This is a genomic window from Pontiella desulfatans, from assembly GCF_900890425.1.
In the GTDB taxonomy this organism is placed as follows: Bacteria; Verrucomicrobiota; Kiritimatiellia; order Kiritimatiellales; family Pontiellaceae; genus Pontiella; species Pontiella desulfatans.
In genome coordinates, this window is record NZ_CAAHFG010000001.1 from 2,239,724 (window position 1) to 2,264,319 (window position 24,596).

Consider the following 24,596-nt stretch of genomic DNA (forward strand, 5'->3'; position numbering starts at 1 on the left):
TCTTTGTGCCTCTTGTGCCTTTTCGTGGCCAAAACCCGTTAGCACTGTTTCCGTGGTAAAAAACATATGATCCGAATGAGCAAAACCAAATTATTCCTGCTCGAAGCCGCGCTGTTTATTGCCGCACTGCTGTTTATTATGCCGGTTCTGCTGATCCTGCTGACGTCGCTCAAGCCCGACGCCGAGATTCTGCGTTTCCAAGGCATCCTGCCGCAGACATGGACCCTTGAAAATTATTCCGAGGTATTCGCCAAAGCCTCCGAAGTTCCCATTGGTCTGTGGCTGTTCAACAGCCTCTTCGTTTCCACCTGTATTACCATCCTCACGCTGACAGTGGCATCGCTCTGCGCCTTCGCGCTGGCGCGGCTCAATCTGCCGCGCGGCAAGGGCGCGGTGGCCTTGATTGTGGCCACCATGATGGTGCCGGGGCAAATTCTGCTGGTGCCGGTCTATCTGATTTTGAATTGGCTTGGCTGGCTCGACAGCCCGCGCTCGCTGATTATTCCGGCCGGGGCGGGCGCGTTCGGCGTCTTCCTGCTCTACCAGTTTTTTAAGAACCTCCCGCGCGACCTCGAAGACGCGGCGGCCATCGACGGCTGCTCGCGCCTCGGCATCTACTGGCATGTTGCCCTGCCCCTCTCCAAGTCGGCCATGGCTGCGCTGGCCATCTTCACCTTCACGGGGTCGTGGAACGATTTCATGGGGCCGCTCGTATTCCTTGAATCGCTCGACCGCTTCACACTGCCGGCGGGCATCGCCCTCTTCCAATCGTCGTACAGCATTGAATACGACCTTGTTTTCGCGGTCTGCGTTATCTGCACCCTGCCGTTGCTGATCGTCTTCCTTATCTTCCAAAAACACATTGTCAAAGGCATTTCTCTATCGGGACTAAAAGAATGAATAATTGGAAACCGGCATCCTCACCGCTCATGACCCCATGGGGCGAAGCACTCGACCCTTCCAAGGTCTGGAACGAATACCCTCGCCCACAACTGGAGCGCGACGACTGGAAAAACCTGAACGGCCTTTGGGACTATGCCGTGCGTCCGCGCACCGCACCGGCCCCAACCCCATACGACGGGAAAATTCTCGTGCCTTTCTGCATCGAGTCCGCGCTCTCGGGTGTTGGAAAGAAAGTCATGCCCGAGGAGCGGCTTTGGTATCGCCGCACGTTCGAAACTTCCAAGGATTGGAAAAATGACGCCCTGCTGCTCCACTTCGGCGCGGTTGATTATGAATGCACGCTATGGATCAACGGCGGCCTCGTCGGCACGCACCGCGGCGGCAACACGCCATTCTTTTTCGATATCACCGACTTCCTCTCCGATGGCGAACAGGAGCTAGTGCTCTCCGTTTGGGACCCGAGCAATACCGACGACCAACCGCGCGGCAAGCAGGACATTACCCCGCACGGAATCTGGTACACACCCGTCACCGGTATCTGGCAGACGGTTTGGCTGGAACCCGTCTGCAAGAAAAACTCGATCGAGGAACTGCGCATCGTTTCCGACATCGACGAAGGCAAGCTGTCGGTTTCAGTTATCGGCCGCGTTCCGCTGCGCAATGAAGGCCAGCAGGTCGTCGTCCGCGCATTCGATGGCGACCAACTGGTCGCCGAGGCCACACACCGGATGGATCGCACGCTCGAACTGGACATCCCGAATTCCAAACAGTGGAACCCCGACGCCCCGCATCTCTACCACCTGGAGGTAGAACTGCATTCCAATGGTCGGAAACTCGACCGGGTAAAAAGCTATTTCGCGATGCGCAAAATTTCGATTAAGGTCAACCCAGCCGGCGCTCAGCTGATGCTCAACAACGAACCGTTGTTCCACTATGGCGTGCTCGACCAGGGCTGGTGGCCGGACGGACTGCTCACGCCGCCATCCGAGGACGCGCTGCGCTTCGATGTCGATTATTTGAAAGACGCCGGCTTCAACATGGTGCGCAAGCACATCAAGATTGAACCGGCTGCGTTCTACGCCCATTGCGACCGCATCGGTATGCTGGTTTGGCAGGATATGCCCAGCGGCTTTATCCTTGATGCAGACCGCTTTATCGGCGAAGGCGATAGTCTCCAGCATGTGCAACGCAACAACGGCAACGAGGACATTCTCTTCCGCTCCCGCTCCGCCATCGCATTCGATGCCGAACTACGCGAAATGATCGCCGCACTCTACAACCATCCGAGCATCGTAGTCTGGGTGCCGATCAACGAGGGCTGGGGGCAGCACGAAACCGAACACAAGACCCAGCTGATTCGCTCGCTCGACCCCTCGCGCCTGGTCAACAGCACCAGCGGGTGGGAAGATCGCGGCTGCGGCGACTTCTTCGACATCCACAATTATGACCAGGAAACCGCCATTCCCGAGCCGCTCTTCAACCGCGCCACCGCCGTCGGCGAATTTGGAGGGCTCGGCCATGCCTTGCCCGGCCATCTGTGGAAAGACAAGAACTGGAGCTACCAAAGCTATGAAAGCGAACAGGAGTTGCTGGAGCAATATGGAAATCGGCTCGATTGCATCAAACGGGGGCACCGCGAAAAGGGATTGCAAGCGGCGGTCTACACCCAGATGACCGATATCGAAGGCGAGGTCAACGGACTGCTGAGCTACGACCGCAAGGTCGCCAAGCTGGCGCCAACTGTTCTGAAACCAATCCATGAAGAACTGTTAAAAAAATGTGTCCCATGCCCCTCATCCTAAATCTTGTCGCCATACTTGCGTGCTGCGCCACCGCTCAAGCTGTCGCATCGCAACCAAACATTATTGTTGTCCTTTCGGACGACATGGGCTTTTCGGACATCGGCTGCTACGGCAGTGAAATCCAAACGCCCAATCTGGACAGGCTGGCGGCCAACGGGCTACGCTTCAGCCAGTTCTACAATGGCGCGCGCTGCTGCCCCACGCGTGCCTCCCTACTAACCGGCCTTCATCCGCACCAGACCGGCATCGGCCATATGAGCTATGGCACCTACCCGGAGGGCACCAACCCGGAGGGCTACGCCAACGATCTCAACGACCGCTGCGCAACCATCGCCCAGGTGTTGAAGCCCGCGGGCTATGCAACCTACTGCGTCGGCAAATGGCATGTCGCCAGCGATACCGCTGCCGACGGGTCGAAGCACAACTGGCCGCTCCAGCGCGGGTTCGACAAATACTACGGCATGATCGGAGGCGCAGGCAGCTTCTACGACCCCACCAAGCTCTGCCGTGATAACGCCCTCATCACGCCCGTTAACGACCCCGACTACCAACCCGCCGGAAAATATTATTTCACCGAAGCCGTCACCGACAACGCATTGATGTATCTGAAGCAGCATGACGCGGACAAACCGTTCTTTATATACGTAGCCTACACGGCGGCGCACTGGCCGATGCATGCGCTGGAGCGCGACATTGCCAAATATAAAGGAATGTATGACGAGGGCTATGAAGTCATCCGCCAAGTCCGTTTAGAAAAAACAAAAAAACTCGGCCTGATCGATCCATACTCGACGCTATCCCCCGCCCCCGGCGCATGGGAAGATCAGCCGAATAAAGCATGGGAAGCGCGTTGCATGGAAGTCTACGCCGCCATGATAGACTGCATGGATCAGGGTATTGGCAAGATTACCGCCGAGCTGGAGCGGCAGGGACAACTCGACAACACCCTCATCCTCTTCCTCCAGGACAACGGCGCGTGCGATGAAACCCTCGGACGAACAGACAACAAAAAGTGGCACCTCAAAGGCATCAAGCCGATGGGGCCAGACGAGCTGCAAACAAAAACCTGGCCTCCGATGCGTACCCGGGACGGGCGGCCTGTGCTGGGCGGACCGGACATCATGCCCGGCGCAGAGGACACCTATGTTTCCTATGGCCGCAACTGGGCCAACGTCTCCAACACCCCCTTCCGCGAATACAAGCACTTTGTCCACGAAGGCGGAATTTCCACCCCGCTGATTGCCTTCTGGCCCAAAGGAATCGCTGCGCGCGGTGGCATCACACACCAGCCCGGCCACATCATCGACATCATGGCCACATGCGTCGATCTGGCCGGAGCGCCGTACCCGCAGGGGAAAATCCTCCCCATGGAAGGCGTCAGCCTTAAACCTGTTTTCGAGGGTAAGAAACTGAAAAACCGCATCCTCTACTGGGAACACGAAGGCAACCGTGCCATCCGCGACGGCGACTGGAAGCTGGTCGCCAAAGGATGGAATTCATCGTGGGAACTTTTCAACCTGAAAGATGATCGCACGGAAATGAACAATCTGGTCGGAAAATTTCCCGAGCGCTCCGCCGCTATGGAAAAGCAGTGGCTAGAGCACGCGGAGCGCACCCATATTTTGCCGTGGCCGTGGGGGCCCTACGGTCGGGATTGATCCACTTCCAGATTGCTGAAGACCGCATGGGTATTCACCACGCGCAAGCCGATACCACCGCTGCCGTAGGCGGCATCGGTGGTCTGGATGACGCGCTTTCCGTTCAGGCTGATTTCGATCTGATCCCCAACAACACTGACTCTTAGGGACTGCGGACGTGCGGCATCGATTTCCACTGGGGCACGCGCCAGTTCCATCCATTCATCCCCGTCCGTTTTGCCGAGAATCACGCGGTTGCTCCCGGGAATCAGCCCCGCAAAATAGCCGCATTGGGCATCGTATCCCACCGCCGCTCCGCTGGCGCGGAAAAGCACGCCGGCATCGCGCGCCTCTGCATCGCCCCGGAAATCAATCATGACCTGCGCAACGAAATCTGCCGGAAGCTGTTGGTTCAACATGAGCTTTTCGCCGGAACGATATTCATTCACACCATTTTCGGGCGGGATACCGAGATGTATTCCGGCAGCCGAGGGCATGATAAACTGCTGATGTCCGTAGTAGGTCCATCCTTCAAGCGCACTTTCACTTTTGAGCGGAAGCGCAACAGGCAGAGCCGTCTGAAGCGAAGTGCTTTCTCCCGATGGTTTACAAAGCGGAGTGCCGGCGGCAACAGGAGTGCCGAACTGCGGGAAACCCGTTTTGTCGATTTGCATCGGCTGGATAAAAACGGATCGTTCCCATCCCGCTTCGCGATCCCGCTTCGCGTGGTAGACATGCCAGAGTTCGGACTGGTCGGGCGAAAGAACAAAACAGGAATGCCCAACCCCAAAGGTTTCTTCGGTACTGGAGAACACCGGCTTGGGATGCTTTTTCCAGGAGCGGGGAGAGAGAGGATTCAAGCCCGTAAGTTCAAGCAGGCCGATCTTGTAAGTGGGGAGCCAAGAGGCCCCGCAGGAATAGGCTACAAAGGTTCGGTTCTTGGCTTTCAGCACCTGGGGGCCTTCATTCAATCCGCGCCCGCGCTTGCCGGGCGTGGTGCGCTCCCACGGAAAGTCGTCGTTGGCGCACAGGCGCACGCGCGGGCCGGCTAGCTCGGTCGGCGACTTCATCGGGGCAATGTACAGATATTGCCGATCGGTCTCGGGGCCGTCCCAGCCCGACCAGATGGCATAGCGTTTACTTTTGTGCTCCAGCACGGTCATATCGATGGCCCACAGGTTCGGCTCCTGACCGCGCTCGCCGGTGGCGAACGGACCCTGGAGCTTGTACTCGCCGAGCGGGTCCTTGCCTTCCGAACGTAGCACATAGGCCCGGTGGTTTTTGTTCTGGCCATTGGACGCGGCAAAATAGATATGCCAGTGCCCGTCGAGAAAGTGCAGTTCGGGTGCCCAGATCTGTTGCGAGACCGGCCCCTTTTTAGGCGCGCGCCAGACGACATGCCTTCTGCCCGGAGCAGTTAGGCCTTCCCCGACATGAATGCCGATCCCACGGTTTCCATCCGAGAAACACCACAGGTAGCGCGCGCTGTTCGGATCGCGAACCACCCAGGGGTCGGCGCCCTCGCATACGGGGTTGATAAATTGATCGGAGGGCAGTGCTCCGGCTCGTACCGTGCGACCGGCCGGATCGCCCGCATCCAGCGGCATGGTTTTATTCCAATCAAAAAGGGCCTTCTTGAGCCGCGCAACCACTTCGGGGTGCGCGTCGGCGAGATTGTTACTCTCGGCGATATCGGCATCGAGATCGTACAGCTGCGGTGCACTGCCATCATAGTTGACATGGAACTTCCACTTTCCTTCGCGCACCGCGAGATCTGGATTATCCTCACCGCCCTCGCCCGGACGATCCGGTGGACGCCGCCAGAAAATCGGTGCACGCCGACTTTTCGCCTCGTGCCCCAGCAGCGTGCCTGCCAGTTTTTCACCGTCCAAACACGCCCCTTCCGCTGGGCTGGTTCCCGCAATTCCATAGAGCGATGCGTTGATATCCATCGCGCAGAGAATCGATTCGTCATTGACGGTTCCGGCGGAATCTTTGGCGAGCAAGCCCGGCCCCCAGACGATCAGGGGTGAGCGCACCCCGCCCTCGTAGAGCCAAGTTTTCGAGCCGCGAAGCGGGGCGGACTGCCCGGCGCCGTGCTCGTGCCCGTTATCGGAAGCCAGAATGATCAGGGTGTTGTTCCGCAAAGCCTTGTCGTTGCGAATACGGTCGAACAGCGCGCCCAGCTGATCATCCATTGCTTCAAGCACGGCATAATAGAGCGCGCGTTTACTGCCGTCAGTACCGGCCCGCAACACCTCCGGCGGAAAGAAGGGCGAATGCACATCGTCCGGCCAAACATTCACGAAGAACGGCTTATCGGCCTTCTGCGCATGATCAATAAAGCCCAAGGCCTCATCGACAAAGGCGGCGGTGATGACCGAGCGATCCATCCACTGGATCGGACCCTGGCCAAGGTCGGCGGAACCAAGGTCATACTTTTTGGGAGGCTTACCGTTGTAGGCGTCCAGCAGAGGCAACACCCGCGGGCCGAGCCCCTCAAAGTTGGTCAGGCTGCGATCAAACCCATAGGCGGCTACGTGCGGAGCGTCGCCCACATCGCGCTGCCCCCCCATATGCCACTTGCCAAAGTGCCCAGTGAGATAACCGGCCTTTTGCAGTTCGCGGGCGAGCACCGGCGCCGTGGGATCCAGCCAGTGTGCCATCCCGCGTTTATTGTTCGATTTGCGGTGGGCCAGATAGGACGTGATCTTCCAGCGCTGCGGATATTGCCCGGTAGTAAAGGCAACCCGTGACGGCGAACAGATCGGGGAATTGACATAAAAGTTATTGAATTTGATCCCCTCGTGCGCAAGGCGGTCGATCTGCGGGGTTTCCACCACATCGCCCCCAAAGCAAGAGAGATCCGACCAGCCCATATCGTCGATAAAGACTGTAATGATGTTAGGGCGTTTCTCGTCCTGTTCCGCCTTAACAGTCAGACCGGCTGCAAGCAATGCCATCCACACCAACGTTCCGGCAATCTTCTTTATCTTCATTTCCATTCACTCTCCAATAGATGTATCAAACACATAAAAGGTATAGGAACTCCTCAGTTCACCAAGGTCAGGTTGATCCCGCTTTCAGCATCAAAAACATGTGCAGCACTCAGATCCGCTACCACAGCGACAGCATCTTTTGAATATGCAGCAGCTTCATGGGGATTAGCACTGACGATAAATCGATGATCTCCTGCGACCAGGTGGTGCAGCATCTCCTCGCCCAGCATTTCCGACACTTCAACCGTGGCCTCAAGAGCTCCAGTGCCTGTTCCTAACCTGAGCGCGCGGGGGCGAATACCAAGACAAACCTTTCGCCCACCATACCCGTTAAGCATAACTGCCTTTTCATTGGGTAATGACCAATGAATTCCTCCGCTAACAAAAGCAAGTCCGTCCTCGTCTTCCTCCAGAACACCTTCGAAAACGTTCATGGGCGGTGTTCCAATAAAGCGCGCCACAAACAGCGATGCAGGATGCTCAAAAATCGCGGTCGGTACACCCACCTGCTCAATGGCCCCCTCATTCATAACACATATTCGATCGCCCAACGTCATCGCTTCAACCTGATCGTGCGTAACATAAATCATGGTGGCGGAAATCCGGCGATGCAACCGCAGGATTTCCTTGCGCATTTCCACCCGCATTTTGGCATCCAGATTTGATAGCGGTTCATCAAAAAGAAAGACCGATGGCTCACGGACCATCGCACGGCCCATGGCTACACGCTGGCGCTGACCTCCCGAAAGCGCCTTGGGCTTGCGTTTCAACAGCAATTCCAATCCCAGGATTTTTGCGACGGCATCCACGCGCCGATTAATTTCAATCTTCGTAAATTTTCGAAGCTTAAGGCCGAACGCCATGTTTTCAGCAACACTCATATGCGGATAGAGTGCATAATTCTGAAACACCATGGCGATATCCCGATCTTTTGGCAAAACATCGTTCACAACCCGTTCGCCGATACCAATGGTTCCGCTCGTAATCTCCTCGAGCCCGGCAATCATCCGCAACATCGTCGATTTGCCGCATCCAGACGGCCCCACCAGCACCATGAACTCCCCGTCCGCGATATTTAGATTAAAATCCTTAACCGCCACATAGCCGTTGTCGTACTGTTTACTAACTCCGTTGACTGCCACGTTGCCCATATCGTCCTCAACTCCTTCTTATACAAGAGAAGGAAGTAATAGCATTGTTCAGCCCGGAATGCCCATATCCATCCGTATCAAAACCATGTCCGACCTAGGTTAAATGGCCGCCCCGCTCCGAAAAGTGTCATCCGAAAAAGTGTCAGAAAAAGTATCAGTCCCGAATTGCAGCAAAAACCCTATGCCCGTGGGCCAAGAAATGGATTTTGTATACGCAGAATCAGCGGCTGAAAGCTTCCAAAAACAACCACTGCCATTTTCCGTAAATAAGGTGTCAGTCTTCGAGTAGGATGGGGACTCCGATAACTTAGGTCGATGTTTGTATTCTCTGTTGCCGCCTGCTTTCGCGGCGGTGCCACAAGATCTCTTCCTTATTATCGTTGTACCCCAACCCCTCTCAGAACCGGACAAGCAGCTTTCCCACATACGGCTCCTCGGCGTATCTTTCAGCATGCCTCCTCCCTACGGAACGGGTTCAGGTCTTTGCGGACTCTCACGACCGGCCAGTCCAGCAGGTCTAAAACCTGATTGAACTGTGCCCAGTTGTACCCCTTGCGCTGGCTCTTGCGGTTGAGCCATTTAAACAGGATCTGTGTAGCGCGATAGAGATAGGTACTGCATAGATCGGTGTTGTCCGTTATGGCGTAGTAGTTCAGATTCCCCATCACGCGGATGCGGGCCTGACGGATCATCTCTCCTTTTCTTAGTACACGCCGGGCCATGCGGGCCCAGTCGCTGAAATTGTGCAGGCTTTGCCCGAACTTTTTCCGACTGGTCCGACGCTTTACCTTGAAGTAGCCTTTTTTGGTTTTCCCGCAATAGTGCGTGAAACCAAGGAAGGTAAACTCTGAGGGTTTATGGCCTCGTGCCTGTGCATCCTGCCGGGCGAAACACCCGAACTCAATGCAGTGCGTCTTTTCCTCTGCCAACTCTAGACCGAACTCTTCGAGTCGTTCTTTTAGTTGACGATAGAATTGCTCCGCATCGGCTTTGTACCGAAAGCAGGCAAGAAAATCGTCGGCGAAGCGGAAATAATGTGCTTCGCCGTCGCATTGCCTGCGCACCCGTTTGCTGAACTATAGATCCAACACGTAGTGCAGGTAGATGTTCGACAGCAGTGGCGAAAGGATCGATCCTTGTGGCGTGCCTTCGTCGGTCGCGCTTACTAACCCGTCTTCCAGGATGCCGCTTTTGAGCATCCGAATGATGAGCCGGATCACGCGTTCATCGCCGATACGGTGCCGCAGGAATTTCACCAACCACTCTTGGTTCACTTTGTCGAAGAAGCTTCGAATATCCGCTTCAACGACGTAGCTGACTTTCTTTTGCTGGATCGTACGACCGAGATCATCCAAACATTGATGCGGATTGCATCCCGGCCGGTATCCATAACTGCTGTCTTCAAATACGGCCTCATAGATCGGCTCAAGCGTTTGCTTAACCGCCAGTTCAACAATCTTATCTTCAAAATTGCTGATCCCCAGCGGCCGACCTTTCTCCTGCCCCGCCTTCGGAATATAACTCCGCCGCTTCGTCCCCGGACGGTACCCCATCCGCTTGAGCCGCGCCGAAAGATCCCGAAGGTTTCCATCGAGGTTTTCCCCGTATTCTCTCTTGGTTACGCCATCCACTCCGGGAGCCTTGTCCGCTCCCAGTGTTCCGTAGCAGATCCGCAGGTTATCCTCATCACAGATATGATGATACAGACTGGTAAAAACCAGCGTTGGATCCTTGCAGGCCTTTTCGCTTATCCGCGTCAGATCGGTTGCCATGATTATTCTGTTCCTTGCATAACATTCATGTTTCTTCTTCTGCGGTCGATCTACCGTGAGGGGCTTCGCTCAGCGAGGGTTAGTCGCTTCATCGCTAGGCCATTGCGGCACTCCGCCCCCCATCACTTGCAACGCGGCCATGAGCCGCTCTCTTTATTATATCGAACGACCTACTCGGGTACTGACCTTGCGGTCGCTTCCCCAAGAGCCTTGCACGTTGCTCGCCCGGTTAATTATCCATCGTTGTTCAGCTCGATGCAGTCTGGGACTCCGGGGTGTCGGTTTCGTACTGGTCATTATCGCACTCACCGCATGGCCTGCGCCCTTATAGAGAGGATCGGCACCTCCCAAAATTTCATTATTCTCGGAGCTGTGTTTCAGATTCAGGGCATACACCCTTCACCTCGCTGAACTCATTTCCTTTCCTTCTTCAGCCCAGAGGCCAAATTCAGTCATTCCACTACTGGGTGGATGACTACTCCTTACCCAGAGAGGCTTATCCAGCATGGCTGGACTCCTCCTCGATTGGTAACCATTGCCGGGTCACCCTATAAAATAATGATCTAGCCTCATTTGCAGGAATCAACCACGCTCAAGGCCTTCCTCCCGGCAATGAATATTCAGAGGAGTTTCTTTTAACGGGGACCTTGTTCTTCCTCCGTTTTCACCGAAACATGATACAAGCTGGATCGAGGCTTGGAGAAACAGGACGATACAGCACCAGGATGACAGAGGCCGCACCGGGGTCACACATGAACAGTAAAGCCCAGTGACAGCAAACGGCAGAAAACGCTTCCGTCACTATTACTGTCACTAAGGAAAGCCCCATCTTTATTGGGCAATGACACTTGTGACACTTTTTACAGTATAAATATAAATAATATAGGGAAGGAGCATAAACGGCCCGGAACGATGAAATACGGAACTGAACAGGGGTCTGAGAGACTCTTTTTTGGCAAGTGTCATGTGTCATGCCGTCATTAAAACGATCATTCTGATCACCCCAACGAGTGCGACCTGATATGAGACTGGCGACAACACAGCCAAAAGCACAGCAGCGCCTCGCCACCCAAAACGCTGCAGTGGCCGATGGATCTATCGGCGCGGCAGCTTGATGCCCTTGATCCGGCCGAACTCCGCATGCCCCCAATCGCTTTTCTGGGCCCCTTCGACCCGGCGGAGGTAGGCGGAAAAATTGGTGGCCGAGCCCATCTGCAAGCGATCCTTGATCCACCGCGTCCGCACCGAGGTGTTCTTTCGGACCAGCCAGGCGATGGCGTATTTGGCGGGAGCGCCTTTGATCATATGGGCCAGATCGTCCTCCTCCAAATTCAGGGCCGACATACCCAGGCACACCAGGCGCTCCGCCTCGGCCTCATCATGCATGGCCACTTCGTCGCCGCTTACTGAATCCCGCCGCACCGATCCCAAAGAACCATCCAGACGCTCCAACATCGACTTGCGAAACGTGTCGTCGCCAAAACACCAGCCCCGCCGGATCTTGTTCCACGCCTCATCAACCTTCCAAGGCTCGGAACTGTGCCGCATCTCCAGCAACCGCTTTTCCATCGTCGCGCGATACGATTTACGCCCATGCGGGGTATCGGCCAGCCCGGCACAACCGAGCACCCGCTCAACACAAAGCCACTCCGGCCGTTTCCTGAGCCACAGATAGCCCGAATAGCTACTCCAGACATGTTCCTCAAGTTTTGACTCCTTGAAATCGAAGCCCTTGATCCGCGCCGGATTCAAATGGATGTACGCGGCGACCGTTGAAAAATAATCCCCGCAACCATCCACCGGAAGCGCCTTGTAGCGACCCTGAAAAAGATGCCCCCACCAACTGCTCCTCGAGCAAAATGGCGCTTTGCCGTTGCGGCCACTCGAGGAACAAACCCTTCTGCGACTACTCCCATGCCGAAAAAGGGTGGAAAGAATAAAGCCAATTTCAGCGGTACATTGATTTAGCACCGCGGTCATCGTTCATTCCAATCGTCTCCCGGCATTACGCGATGCATGAAACCGCCGAACAACGGAACGGTAAAAGGGGTGGCTTGGAAAAAGAAAATAGATCCCGGAGGCCCACAAGAAAAGGGCGCATGGAAAACGGTACAATTCGTAACGACCCGATAAGGATGAAATAATAGATGCTATGAGGGGGTTTACATCGGCTCTATAATCCTTTGATACACAACCAACAAAGGAGACAGGAATGACGACTACCCCGCATAGCGAAGACAAGATACTCGTTGCCATGGAGCTGAGCAACGACAAATGGCTGATGGCCTATTCCAACGGCGAGAAGATCCGCAGAAAATCGATAGACGCCCGGGACCGCTCCCGCTTTATGCAGGAGCTCAAGCTGGCGAAGGAAAAGCTGGGCATGGATCCCGGCGTGCCGGCGCTTTGCTGCTACGAGGCTGGACGCGACGGCTTCTGGATCTGTCGGTGGTTGAAGCAGGTCGGACTCGAATGCCTGGTGATAGATCCGGCCAGTATCGAGGTCAACCGTCGCAAGCGCCGGGCCAAGACCGACCGGCTGGATGCGGAGGCGATGGTGAGGCTGCTGGGCCGGTATGCGGGCGGGGACACGAAAATATGGGCTGTGGTGCGTGTTCCCTCGGAAAAGCAGGAAGATGAGTTGCGCCTTCATCGTGAAATGGAGCGTCTTAAAAAGGAACGAACGGGACATCTAAACCGGATTAAGGCGCTGTTTATTCTGCATGGAGTGAAACTCTCTGGAACGCTGACGAAGCTGTCGAAAACCTTGGATGGTTTACAGTGCTGGAACAAGAAGCCACTTGCGGAAGAATTGAAAGAAGAGGTTCGCCGGGAACTCGAACGGCTGCGCCTGGTTGGCGAGCAGATAAAACTGCTGGAGAAAAACAAGGCGGAAGCGCTGAAGAACCCACGGACGAACGCGGAGCATCAGGCCCAGGACCTGATGCGCCTGCATGGAGTCGGAGAGGTCAGTGCATGGGTGCTGAGCAAAGAGTTTTTTGGCTGGCGGGAATTCAAGAACCGCCGGGAGGTCGCCGCGCTGGCGGGGCTAACGCCGACGCCCTACAACAGCGGCGGGTCGAGTGTTGAACAAGGCATCAGCAAAGCCGGCAACCGGAGGATCAGGCGGGTTATGATCGAGCTGGCATGGTCATGGCTTCGCTTCCAGCCTGATAGTGCGCTGACGAACTGGTTTGTTGACCGCTACGCCAAAGGTGGGAAAAGGGCGCGCCGGATCGGAATCGTTGCCGTTGCGAGGAAACTGCTTGTGGCGCTTTGGAAATATGTCGAGTTCGGGGAAGTGCCCGAAGGAGCCATCGTTAGATAACCGGAAAAACGAGGGCATTGAATTTTATAATAAAGACTGGTGAAGGACCGTGTCAGTCCTTGGTTAATTACCGTTTCAATAGATTGGATTCTTCACCAAGTCGGTTGACTGAGCTTGAAAAAGCGTACGCAGCATTAGGTGGCCAGGGGTGTGAAACCTCGCACGGATAGAAGGTTGTCCGTTCAGTCGTTCTGAACGAACTTTCAAATCAACCGAGCAGTCTTTAGAGCAACAGAAAGGAAAAGATTATAGGCCAGCTAGGTTGACAGTCCCCATAGAAGGACTGACACCTTTTTCACCTTTTTCTGACACCTTTTTCTCTGACACCTTTTTCTGACACCTTTTTCGGCCGAAGTGAGCCGCGCTGTCTCAAAAGAAGACTCAAACCCTACCAGCTTTTAACCGCGCCACGCCATGAAATGATCGAGACAAAGCATCGGAGCAAATACCGTGCAAAAGCTGCTTAAGGAAGTGCCATTCAGGGCTGACACCTTTTTTCTGACACCTTTTTTTGACACCTTTTTTGCGGCATTCAAATAGTAGTCAGCTTGTTGGTGGTTGTAGGGCGGGAATGGTTGACGAAGGAGACCTTTTCGCAGCGGCTGTAAGGTTTCGCACCTCAACCATTCCAGCCCTACAAGGTGTCGCATATTTATCCCCCGGATTAATACCGCTCGTTTTCCGCCCTGCTTCCCTGCCTTAACGGGACAATGACGCAATGCCAATCCCCCGGGGCAGGAACAGCCAGGCAGAGAGCGCGAGGTTCTCCGTTTTCGATAAATATACTTGGTCTTTGCAGGGGACGTTTCGTCTTGAGCATGGAGCCGTCGCTTCGCCGGAGTTCATTCCCCGTGATTTTGTAATGCTCTGCCGGCCGCCACTTGAATCCATCGCGCGATTCAATAAGTCCGATGTACGTATGAGCATGAAAAACAGCAAAATATTTTTCCCGCTTCCGGTCGTACCAGATTGATGCATCCTCGGTATCCATATCGTGGATGGCCGTTTCTTTCAGCATCTGGAAAGGGCCTGTTGGTGATTTGGATGTTGCCAGGCCCTGGACGCGCTGCGGCATGGGATCGGCAGGTTTCCTGGGCTTTATATCTCCTTTGAGAATCATAAGATACTTCCCGTCAGCCATCTCTGTGACATCGGGATTGACCGTGATATTATAGACAGGTTCAGCGGGCTCAATAATCGGTGCTTCTGATGGTGTGTAAGGACCAAGAATGGAATCCGACACGGCGACGCCAATTCGCTGGCTATCCCGAATGTGTCCTCGCGAGGAACCATTCCTGCTGGAGATGTAGTACAGGCAGTACTTGTCACCGAATCGTTTCAGCTTGGGATTATGGGCCATGAGTTCGTCCCAATGCCCGGGGCCTCGGCCTCTCAGCAAGACCTTCCGATGGTGGTAGGGGCCTTCCAGATTCTCCGACACGGCCAATGCAATTTCAGAAGATGTCAGCCAATTCCCTCCCTTTTTGGCCCATCTCGAATAGATCAGGTAGTACCGATCGTCGTCTCCCTTGATGATATGAGGCCCCCAGCAACTGTAATCATCCAGTCTAAAGACCCCCGCCGGCGTAAGCGGCTGAATCATGGAACCGATATCGAGACCCTCTGCTCCCGGATTCACAGTACCCGATTTGTGGCTCTCGCCGAACGCACAACCAGCCACCAGGCAACTTGTCGCCAGAATAGATGCATTCCGTAAAATCATACCTTTTTCCTATTACTTCAACGATCCACGCTGAATCGTGAGGCCTTTGATTTCGCCTTGAAAAGGATTATGCGGAACATCTTCTGAAACCTTGTTTTTTCCTGCGCCGCCAATGATAAGTGGTTGGCCGGTCCGGCCCTTGAAGGGCTGGGGTAAAGGGCAGCTTTCGATGAGCTTGCCGTCCACTTTGAAGATGACACGGTTGTAGTCGATCGAAGCCTGGATGTTAGTCCATTTGCCGATAACGGATTCCGGGGTGTCGATGACGGTGCGCAACGCGATCCACGTTTTGCAGAGTACGGCGATACCCGGACGGCCGTCTTGCACGAAAATCTTGAAGCCGTAGGCGGGGCTGGATTGCGATGCGATAACGCCGTCGGATTCGGGCTTAACGTCCATATCGATGCGCCACGGCCAGGAGGAAGGATCGGCCTCTTCGTTGTAGGGAATTTTGACGAGGTCTTTTTCCGTACCGCTGAACGTGGCGGTATTCTTGATGATTTCAAGCTTCAGGTCTTTGGCGCCACGGCAGCGCGGCAGGTTTTTCGGGAATACGTCCGGTCGCCAACCGGCCTCGGCTTTCTTTTCGGCCATGCGCTTTTTCATCTCCTGATGCAATTCGGCGTACTCGGGGTTGACCGCAAGGTTGTTCATTTCGTTGGGATCGGCTTTCAGGTCGTAGAGTTCGTCGAGGTCGTTGATTTCCGGATACTCGATCAGCTTGTACCGTTCGGTGCGCACGGCGGTCATGGTGGGGATGGAATGGACGAGGTCGACCCAGTATTCATAGAAAACGCTGTCGCGCCAATCGGCGGATTCTCCTTCAAAAAGCGGGCGCATACTTTTTCCCTGCATAAAGCCGGGGATATCGACACCGGCATAGTCGAGCACGGTCGGGGCAAAGTCGAGATTGGAGACGAGTTCGGTGATCGTTGTATTTTTCATGATATGGCCGGGATAGGCCGCTATCATCGGAATGCGCATGCTTTCCTCCACAGCGAGTCGCTTGTCCCACCGACGATGCTCCATATGGAGGTAACCGTTGTCGCTGGTGAATATGATGAGGGTGTTATCCAGGGTGCCGCGTTCGTGCAGTGCTTTGAGCACGCGTCCGACGCCATCATCAACCGCTGCGACACAGCGCAGTTGCTTCGTGTAGTAATTACGTACAACCCACGGCTCCGAGGGGATCGCATCCGGCAATTGATCTTCTTCCACATCCCGCGTGCGGTAATTCCAGCGCGTATCGCGTATGCGCTGACGCCGCAGCCAGGCTGGCTTGCCTTTCAGGTCGTGCGACCAGCTTTCAGGTTCGAGATCCCTGGTTCCGGCACCGAATGCATGCTTGTGACGCGGGGCGGGCTTGAAGGGTTCGTGCACCGCCTTGTGCGAAAGCATGCAGAAATAGGGCTGGTCTTGGGGCTGCTTCTTGATGAACTCGATCGCCTTGTCGGTCAGGATATCGGTGGTGTATCCCGTCCACTGTTCCTTTTTGCCGTCCACATTGACTTCAACGTCGTTGTATTCCCCCTGCCCTTCAAAACTGATCCAGTGGTCGAAATACGGGCGCGGTTCGGCGGAATGCCCCATGTGCCATTTTCCAATCATCGCGGTTTTGTATCCGGCCACCTGCAGGTATTTGGTAAGCGGCGGAGTGACGGCGGGATTATATTCCGAGGTTGCATTGTCGATGACGCCATGCCGGTTGGCATAGGTGCCGGTCATGAAGGTTGCGCGCGACGGGCAACAGATCGACGTAGAGCAGAAGGCATTTTCCAATGACGCCCCGCCTTCGCGGAGTTTATCAATGTTCGGCGTTTTTACGTAGGGATGTCCCTTGTAGGAAAGAGCGTCCCAACGCAGGTCGTCGAGCAGGATAAACAGAATATCGGGTTGCGGCGTCTCGGTCGACCGGTTTCCTTTGGGCGACTGCGGGGCGGCATGAACCGCGTTTCCCAGCAGAAAACAAAACACAATAGCTATATATCCTATCTTCTTCATCAATTGTTTCTCCGTTCACTTTGCATACGGCAAATTCCGGTTAGATTAATCCGAGTCCCTTTATGATGTTCTTATTTGCCCTGCTCTACGGGCTCGGGAACATACGTTTTGCTATAGGACTGAAGCTGCTTACTCAACGTAGAGACCACAGAAGCGTATTCAGGATTCTCTGCCAGATTGGTGACTTCCGCCGGGTCACACTCATGATTGTAGAGCTCTTTGCCCGCAGCGCCTTCATTCCACTCGGTGTAGCGCCATTTCTCGGTCCGTATCGAGTAGCCCTGCTGATCTGGACGGTGATGTACCTGGGTCAACGCCGGATGATCCCAGGCGGCAGCAGGATTCCGCAGCAAGGGGCGCAGCGAGAAACAGCACGTTCAAAGGGGCCGCCGTCGAACCGCCGGCAATGAATCCCAGAACAATAAACGCAAAAAATCTCTTCATCCGTATACCTTTCATCTTTTCTCTTCGGAAACTTTACCTCGGCGACGTTCCAGTTCGCCCCGAATCTCATGGGCTTTGCCCTCGGTTATCGTATAGGTTGCGATGATCCCGAGCGCGATGGCCGAGGTAAGGATCGGTATCCCGACATCAAACACCCTTAACAGAAACAGGGTCTTGTCCGCCTGTCCGGCTCCCAGGGCGACATCGAAACCGGACACCTTAAGCAATACGCCGGTCAGCAGCCCGGCCAGCGCCATGCCGACTTTGACCATCCACCAGTAGATAGCACCGAAAACGCCCTCGCGGCGCTGATGGGTTTGCAGTTCGTCATAATCGCAAACATCCGAGATCATCGACCCCATCAAAGTGAACAAGGCCCCCGTTCCAAATGCCACCAACGGCGCGGAAAAGAGCAACCAATATGGATGGTCCGGGTTATACCCCACCCACTTGATGGCATACCCCACGATCGACAGGGAGATGGTGATCAGGAAGGTTTTGCGTTTGCCGATGCGCGTCGCGATCCAGCCGGTCAACGGGATGACGCACAAGGTAAAGATCGCGGTCAGGCTTCCGAAAGTTCCCATCAGCTTGCCGGCCTGCGAGTCGTTGCCGCTGAACAAATAGTAGATCATGACATAAAGCGAGAACGACATGCCGAGCTGGAAGCCGTTGAAAACGAGGAAGGTTGCTCCGCACAGTTTGACGAACGGGCCGCACTTGAAGGTGGTTCCAATGCCCTTCAGAAATTCGGCCATGTTTTCGAGCAAGCCTTCGGCGGCCTTGGGAGGCACGGTCTGTTTTTCCCGGCAGAAGATCGCCGGAACAATACCCAGTATGGCGACGATGACGCCCACCCACACTGCCAGCACGCGGGCCCCATGCACGGTATCGCGGAACAGACTGCTGGCCATGATGGCATAAAACCAAGGAACGCCGAGCCAGGCGAGCTGACCAACCGTGTTGGCGAAAGCATGCAGCCGTGTACGTTCATGATAGTCCGGTGTCATTTCATAGCCAAAAGCCACAAAGGGTGTCGCATAAACAGTGTAGGCTAGGAAAAACAGGATTGAAGCGACCATAAAGGTCCAGAAATAGAAGGGCTGGGAGTGTCCTTCCGGAAGTTGCCACATCAGGGCAAAGATCAACCCGGCGATGAGGGCCCCGGTGAAAATAAACGGTCTGCGCCGCCCCCATCGGGAGCGGGTGTTGTCGGAGATATAGCCCAGCATCGGGTCCGATACGGCATCGAATATCCGGGGAATCGCCCCGAGAAGGCCGACCAGCACCGGATCCATGCCCAAGCCGAGATTCAGGATCACCACCATGGCCGGCAGGGCGGCCGCCTGCAGGTTGTTAACCAGCATGCCAACGGCATAGGCCGTTTTCTGCCTCAAGGAAATGCGATCTTCTGCTGCGGTTTTGAAATGTGTTTCGGCACTCATGAGCGAGATTCCCTAGTTCAACTAATCTTGGCGCAATGCATGATACCAGTCTTTGACGACATCAAATGCCAACTTTTTATTCCGGTCAATATCCACAATGCCCCAGTATTCCTCATCGGCAACCCCATCATAAGGCACGCCGCTGCTTACGGGTGGCGATCCATGCGGATCATGGGTGCTCGGGTCATCAGCTTTCCACCAGCCATCCAAAAAGGAAAACAGCGCAACGCCCGAGCAAACGTCCTGTTCCTCGAAAACGGCAGCCAGAATATTCCGCGTGGCATCGGCCTGCGCCTTTTGGTTTTCCCCCTGCCCATATCCATGCGCCGCGATATTCATGTAGCTGTCGGCACCAGCCTCGGACAGATACATCGGTTTGGAACTGATGGCCGCCCATTCTGCAAACAGATCTTCAGGGTTATCCCACCGGTAGATGTTCATTCCCCACACATCCACATCCGGGCAGGTAGACAGCGCCAACTCATCCGGCAATTCGCCGTGCGCTGTCGCCACCGGATGAGACGCATCATTCTGGTGAATAAGTACGGCGGCGTTGTTCAACGCCTCGTACCATACCCTGATATCGCCATCATCAAACCATTCCGGGTGATAGTTATACTCGTTGCCCATCTCCCACATCAAGATGGCGGGGTGGTTCTTGTAGGTGTTGACATAGTCGATGAACGATCCGGAAAGGATGTCGCGGTTGTATTCGAATCCTATGATGATTTTCAGCCCCGAAGCATAGATTTCATCCAGCACGGCTTTGCTGTCTATTGGGGAATAGGCCCGAATGGTATTGATCCCGGCCTCCTTCATTAAGCCGAGATCTTCGGACAACCTTCCAAAATTCCGCTCGCGACTGCCCTTCGGCACAGGGTGGTAGCAAATACCCTTGATGACATAGGGGGTGTCATCAACCAGTATACGACGACCCGACACCTTTACGCTCTCTACGTCAACGCCTGCCATACAGGAGCAAAGCATCCCCGTTACAAGTATACACATCGCGATTTTTAACATTGTCATCTTAATCCTTGCAGATTTCCACGAATTCAAGACGTGACCTTAACTTTTGCCCTGCTGGTAAACCCGCACCCAGTCAACATACATATATTGTGGAAAAACGCTTCTTTCATCCGGACGAAAGTCAGGATCTTTTCCCCCCACAGCAATATTCAACAAGATGAAAAACTCCTGATGAAATTCTCCGAACTCATCCGCAGTGATCGGTTGGGTGGCGTACAGCTGACCATCAACCATCCAGCGAATCTGTTGCTCATCCCACTCGATTTCAAATACATGAAAGGCATCGGCAAACCTGCCGGCTGGCAATTTAAACGTCTGAGGATGTATCCACGCGTGTTTCGAATTGCGGTCTGCATAATGGATGGTGGCTTCAACCGCGCCATCGTCTTTTGAACCCCAGAGTTCCATTATATCGATCTCACCGCAAAACGGCCAACGTGTATCGCCGCCATGACGTTTACCGTTGATACCCACCATCCAAAACGCCGGCCATATCCCTTGTCCATACGGAAGTTGTATGCGCGCGGCCACCTTGCCATAGCGCCAAGACTGCTTTTGCGCAGTTTCCAGGCGCGCCGAGGTGTATCTGTTCTCGCCGTGGCTTTCTCCTTCATGGATCGCCTTTATCACTAGGCAGCCGTTGTCGATATAAGCATTGCTTTCATCGTCCGTATAGCGCTGCCATTCTGCGTTAAAGCGTCCGGCCTTTGCAACCCGCCTGCTCCAGTTGGCGTCATTCAGCTCAGCTTTATCAAATTCGTCGGCCCAAACCAGCTGCCATTGCTCTCCCGCCTGATAACTATCGTCGGCGAGGTTCGCAGCCGGATAGCGTACGGATGCCTGGCAGCCGGTCACTGCAACGGCCAACAGCCACATGAGCCGCTTCATTATACCCGGACCTCAACATTGAGCTTTTCAATGGCTCCGGTGCGGGTGAAGATTTCCGAGCTTACAGATTGGTTAAGCACAAGACCATCCACTTCAATCGTCTCGCCCGTGGCGCGCTTTACGCAGATACGATCCGTATCACCCTCACGAATTTCAACGGGGACGGTGCAAAACGTGAAGCAAACATCGCTCTCGCTTGAAAGGAATGGATCGAAGCCCAGACAGCCGTTTTCGACGCGGACGCCCAGCTCTGTCAGACGGGAGATAAAGTCCTCCTTCACTTGGCCCGTAAGGCCGGGCTGCTGAGCACCCATCATGGACGGCGTATGCGAATAGGGATCGGTCGGGAACGCCCCCTGTTCCTGCACGCTCTTGTAGGCGCCGATGCCCTGCCGGATGTCATAGTAACAATCCAGCAGAGGCTCGATATGGGTGCTTCCTTTGGCCCTGATGCAGGTTTCCTGAACAGCAAGCAGCAGTTTCGAAACCATGTGCCAGTAGATCGAGCCCAGCCCTTCGTATTTAAAGAATGTTCCGGAGCGGCCGGTGAACGACTGATGGTCAAAAACCTGTTCATAGGTTTCGAGCCATTTATCGCGGTCCTTTCCTGACATCCCTGCCTTCTTAAGCTCCTCATCCAGCATGGCCGCATTGCGGAATTCCGGATTGAAATGCAGCACACCGTTGCTGTCGAGTTTGGCAATGCCCGGACAGGCCTCTTCGGCATCCGGGATGCAGTTCTTTTCCATGAAGCGCTGCAGCGTGCGATTGGGATAGAGGATATAGCTATGCTGGTCTTCCCGGTAGAGCGAGCTGGTCCGCAGCGCCTTGAGCACATCGAGGCTTTCCTCAGCATCCAGTTTACCGGAAGAGAGCACGGCCACCTGCCCTTCCAGCATTTCGTAGAGATGGCGAACCGATATCCCGCCATCCGCTTCCACCTTCATCAGGTTGTAGGCATGGTACAGCCCGTCATCGCGCCGATTGACCGCAATGGTCTGATCCATATAGGCCAGCGAAAGCTTCATGAATGCGACAATATCCGCAACCGGCAAGCTCGTTTTTTGTCCCGAGAACCCGTCATTGTATATCGCTTTGCGGTAGTGGTCGCCAGCGCCGCCCAAAAGATCGAGCACCTCGCGGCGCGGCGCGGCGGAAAAGCCGTTCGGCAGCAGGCCGGCGTGCCGCTGCAAGGCGGCAAACATGGCACGGAACTGCTGTTCCACTTCGGTCGAAACCGCAAAATCTTCCTGCCCGCAACCGTCGAAAAGTTTGATGCAGAAATCGAGATAGCGGCGCATGTAGCAAAGCGTCACCATCGAAACCCCGTATCCGACCAGCGCATTGTTGGCGTCGTTCCATTCCGGCCGCTGGGTATTCATCCAGATACCGGCTTCCGGAATAAAGTTCGAGAGCTTGGCCAGCAAAGGCACAAGCAGTTTCTCGGTCAGGTTGACGCGGTAGATGCCATCTCCCTTTAAATAAACCAGCTTGCCGTCGGAGCCGATGGTTTTACTCAGCGCCAGAATCGCGGCATGGGCATCATGGTCGAACTCGATGCTTTCGCACGGGTCGGCCAGCAGCGAATCGTAGGATTTTATGCTGTACGGCACATTCGCATAGACATAGATTTCCTTAGAGAGCATCTCCTTCAGGTTGCCGGGATGGTACGCCTCGGATTGTTCGAGCAGCTTGAGCAGGTAGATGATCTGGTGGTCGCCCCAGTAGCCGATATAGGACCACGGATCATTGGGGTCATGCACTTCCCAGTCCATGCCGTCGCGTGTGATGCGGTAGGGATTGTAGCCGTCGGCCGTGGATGCGTTGACAAACTTGCTGATTATGCTTTCGAAAAATCCGGGGTAGGAAATGCCCAGCGCTTCCCAGTTCTGGAAAATATCGCGCCAGTTGCCCTCGTAGGACAGCTTCTTCGAACCGTCCGGGTTGCGCGTTTCGATCGAAAACTGGTTCCACGGACGGCTTGGATCGCCGTGGCGACGGCTGAAGGTCAGCGGCATATATTCCAGATAGAGCCGCTCCATCTCGGGATGGCCCAGCCCCCGGAAAAAAGTGAGTCCTTCCTGATATTGGAAGGTATCCGGCAACGCGTCGAGCGTCAGCTTTTCCGCAACGAGTCCGTTGGCCGAAGAGATGAAGTCAAGCAAGTCGGTTTTGCTGACCGAGTAGCCGTTGTCGAAAATGCCGCCGCGCATGACGTTGAAGAGCGTATTGGCAAAATGGCGCGCGGTCTGAAGCGGGTTTCCGCCCGTCTGGATGCCGTCGGCCGCGGCAACGATCGAGCACAGGTTTTCCGTGCCCTGCTCCACATCGGCCAGCAGCTCGTCCGCATCGGGCCGTTTAAGCTCAAGCGCGGCAATATCGCAGGCATCCTGATCGACCTCGGCCACGATAACCCATTCCTTGCTGTCGCTGGCGGGCAGTTCAACTTGCGACTGCACAAAATAGGCTCCGCGCACGCCGCGCATATCCGTCTCCTGCTCGATGGTTTCTCCTCGGCGGAAACGTTCCAGTTGGCCCGTGCTGAGCAAGCAGACCGGCTGGTCCAGCCCCATCGACCAAACGGTGTTGGCGGTGAGCGACTCACTGGGTTCGGCGCGGTCGACCGGCACCGAACTGAGCGCATAGATGCCGATGCCGCTCTCAGGCAGCAGTTCGCTCTTTTTGTAGGCATCGACCAGCGTGCTATATACATTCTGCATATTGCGATCAACGTTCGCCGGCAGCAGGTTTTGCAGGCCATCGACAAAGCGGCAGCGGACCGGCGCCCCGCCAAGATTCGCCAGCGTGGCCTTGCGCACAAAGCCGAAGCGGTCACTCGACATCCACACATAGCTGAACGAAAGCTTTAACGTGCGGTTGACCTCCTCGAAGACCAGCTTATTTCCCGGCACATTCTTATAGATGTTGCGTTCGACGTCATAGACCCCGTCATAGCGGCTGGAAAACGGCTCCCACAGGTTTTCGCCCGCCTCGCCTTCCACCAGGACGACGGTCTTGGAGCCGGTCTGTTCCGCCGCGTCCTGCACCTGGTCCTCGGTATAGTATGGGAACAGCGCACTTTCGGGATTGCGCCGACCGCAGGTAAGCGCACCGTTGCTGGAGATGAACATCCAGTGGTTGGAATCGCTGACGACGCTGATGAAAAACGGAGCCATCCGGTCGTGGTTCCGGATACGGTAGAACTGCTCCCCATCGAGTTCGGTGTATCCACCATTCACTTTTGCGTCGGACGAGTACAACTCACAGTCACCCACCCATACTTTTTTCTTCTCGGTCATGTTTTTCCCACTAACTCTCAAATATGATCGACGACCTCAATACTCCCGCAGCAGCCCAAACCACATCTCTTTTGCTTTTCATAACAGTAAATCCTTAGCGGACGCCAAGGCGATGCGAACAGGCGTTTTCCCAACCCTTCGGCGCCTTCTGCTCCCGGAGGTTTTCGCCCGGGAT

15 protein-coding genes and 1 pseudogene are annotated in these 24,596 nt (G+C 55.1%); 5 read left to right on the forward strand and 11 right to left on the reverse strand.

Translation table 11 applies throughout. The features are described 5' to 3' along the window. Nucleotides 1-75 precede the first annotated feature (75 nt). The 3 genes from E9954_RS08120 to E9954_RS08130 are packed head-to-tail and all read left to right on the forward strand — an operon-like array spanning nt 76 to nt 4,363. Nucleotides 76-900, forward strand: a complete 825-nt coding sequence (locus tag E9954_RS08120; RefSeq protein ID WP_168442080.1) for a carbohydrate ABC transporter permease — start codon at nt 76-78, stop codon at nt 898-900. After that, a complete protein-coding gene (locus E9954_RS08125) occupies nt 897-2,705 on the forward strand; it encodes a glycoside hydrolase family 2 protein (protein ID WP_136078701.1) in 1,809 nt (602 codons plus the stop codon). Before E9954_RS08120 ends, E9954_RS08125 begins: the two co-directional genes overlap by 4 nt. Beyond that, nucleotides 2,690-4,363, forward strand: coding sequence for an arylsulfatase (locus E9954_RS08130; RefSeq protein ID WP_136078702.1), 1,674 nt, complete (start codon nt 2,690-2,692; stop codon nt 4,361-4,363). Before E9954_RS08125 ends, E9954_RS08130 begins: the two co-directional genes overlap by 16 nt. On the opposite strand, the gene E9954_RS08135 is transcribed toward E9954_RS08130, so the two are convergent. The 4 genes and pseudogenes from E9954_RS08135 to E9954_RS08150 form a co-directional block, all read right to left on the reverse strand. Further along, nucleotides 4,348-7,347 (reverse strand): sulfatase-like hydrolase/transferase, encoded by a 3,000-nt coding sequence (locus E9954_RS08135; RefSeq protein WP_136078703.1) that lies wholly within the window; start codon nt 7,345-7,347, stop codon nt 4,348-4,350. The genes E9954_RS08130 and E9954_RS08135 overlap by 16 nt on opposite strands. 47 nt (nt 7,348-7,394) lie before the next feature. Next, on the reverse strand, nt 7,395-8,492 hold the full coding sequence (locus tag E9954_RS08140; RefSeq protein WP_136078704.1) for an ABC transporter ATP-binding protein: 1,098 nt from the start codon (nt 8,490-8,492) through the stop codon (nt 7,395-7,397). A gap of 446 nt (nt 8,493-8,938) precedes the next feature. Continuing rightward, nucleotides 8,939-10,264 (reverse strand): annotated as a pseudogene (gene ltrA, locus E9954_RS33310) (group II intron reverse transcriptase/maturase). Between the two features lie 1,095 nt (nt 10,265-11,359). After that, nucleotides 11,360-12,064: a hypothetical protein gene (locus E9954_RS08150; protein WP_136078705.1), complete on the reverse strand. Its 705-nt coding sequence runs from the start codon at nt 12,062-12,064 to the stop codon at nt 11,360-11,362. On the opposite strand from E9954_RS08150, the gene E9954_RS33860 reads away from it, so the two are divergent. Further along, nucleotides 12,037-12,204, forward strand: coding sequence for a CDGSH iron-sulfur domain-containing protein (locus E9954_RS33860; RefSeq protein WP_136078706.1), 168 nt, complete (start codon nt 12,037-12,039; stop codon nt 12,202-12,204). The two genes, E9954_RS08150 and E9954_RS33860, sit on opposite strands and share 28 nt — an antisense overlap. A 272-nt stretch (nt 12,205-12,476) precedes the next feature. Beyond that, nucleotides 12,477-13,592, forward strand: a complete 1,116-nt coding sequence (locus E9954_RS08160) for an IS110 family RNA-guided transposase (RefSeq protein WP_136078707.1) — start codon at nt 12,477-12,479, stop codon at nt 13,590-13,592. Nucleotides 13,593-14,256: 664 nt separating this feature from the next. Here E9954_RS08160 and E9954_RS08165 read toward each other — a convergent pair. The 7 genes from E9954_RS08165 to E9954_RS08195 form a co-directional block, all read right to left on the reverse strand. Next, the gene (locus tag E9954_RS08165; RefSeq protein ID WP_136078708.1) at nt 14,257-15,315 is read right to left on the reverse strand and encodes a glycoside hydrolase family protein; all 1,059 of its coding nucleotides are present in this window, start codon (nt 15,313-15,315) and stop codon (nt 14,257-14,259) included. Nucleotides 15,316-15,327: 12 nt separating this feature from the next. Then, the gene (locus tag E9954_RS08170) at nt 15,328-17,316 is read right to left on the reverse strand and encodes a sulfatase-like hydrolase/transferase (RefSeq protein WP_136078709.1); all 1,989 of its coding nucleotides are present in this window, start codon (nt 17,314-17,316) and stop codon (nt 15,328-15,330) included. 71 nt (nt 17,317-17,387) lie between these two features. Beyond that, nucleotides 17,388-17,669, reverse strand: coding sequence for a sulfatase/phosphatase domain-containing protein (locus tag E9954_RS33630; protein WP_342793711.1), 282 nt, complete (start codon nt 17,667-17,669; stop codon nt 17,388-17,390). Between the two features lie 102 nt (nt 17,670-17,771). Beyond that, the gene (locus tag E9954_RS08180; protein ID WP_136078710.1) at nt 17,772-19,205 is read right to left on the reverse strand and encodes an MFS transporter; all 1,434 of its coding nucleotides are present in this window, start codon (nt 19,203-19,205) and stop codon (nt 17,772-17,774) included. A 21-nt stretch (nt 19,206-19,226) separates the two neighbouring features. After that, nucleotides 19,227-20,177: a glycoside hydrolase family 2 TIM barrel-domain containing protein gene (locus E9954_RS08185; RefSeq protein ID WP_222847102.1), complete on the reverse strand. Its 951-nt coding sequence runs from the start codon at nt 20,175-20,177 to the stop codon at nt 19,227-19,229. Between the two features lie 96 nt (nt 20,178-20,273). Next, nucleotides 20,274-21,122: a glycoside hydrolase family 16 protein gene (locus E9954_RS08190; protein WP_136078711.1), complete on the reverse strand. Its 849-nt coding sequence runs from the start codon at nt 21,120-21,122 to the stop codon at nt 20,274-20,276. Further along, complete coding sequence (locus E9954_RS08195) at nt 21,122-24,421, reverse strand: hypothetical protein (protein ID WP_136078712.1); 3,300 nt, start codon at nt 24,419-24,421, stop codon at nt 21,122-21,124. The genes E9954_RS08190 and E9954_RS08195 overlap by 1 nt, the downstream gene beginning before the upstream one ends. Between the last annotated feature and the right edge of the window lie 175 nt (nt 24,422-24,596).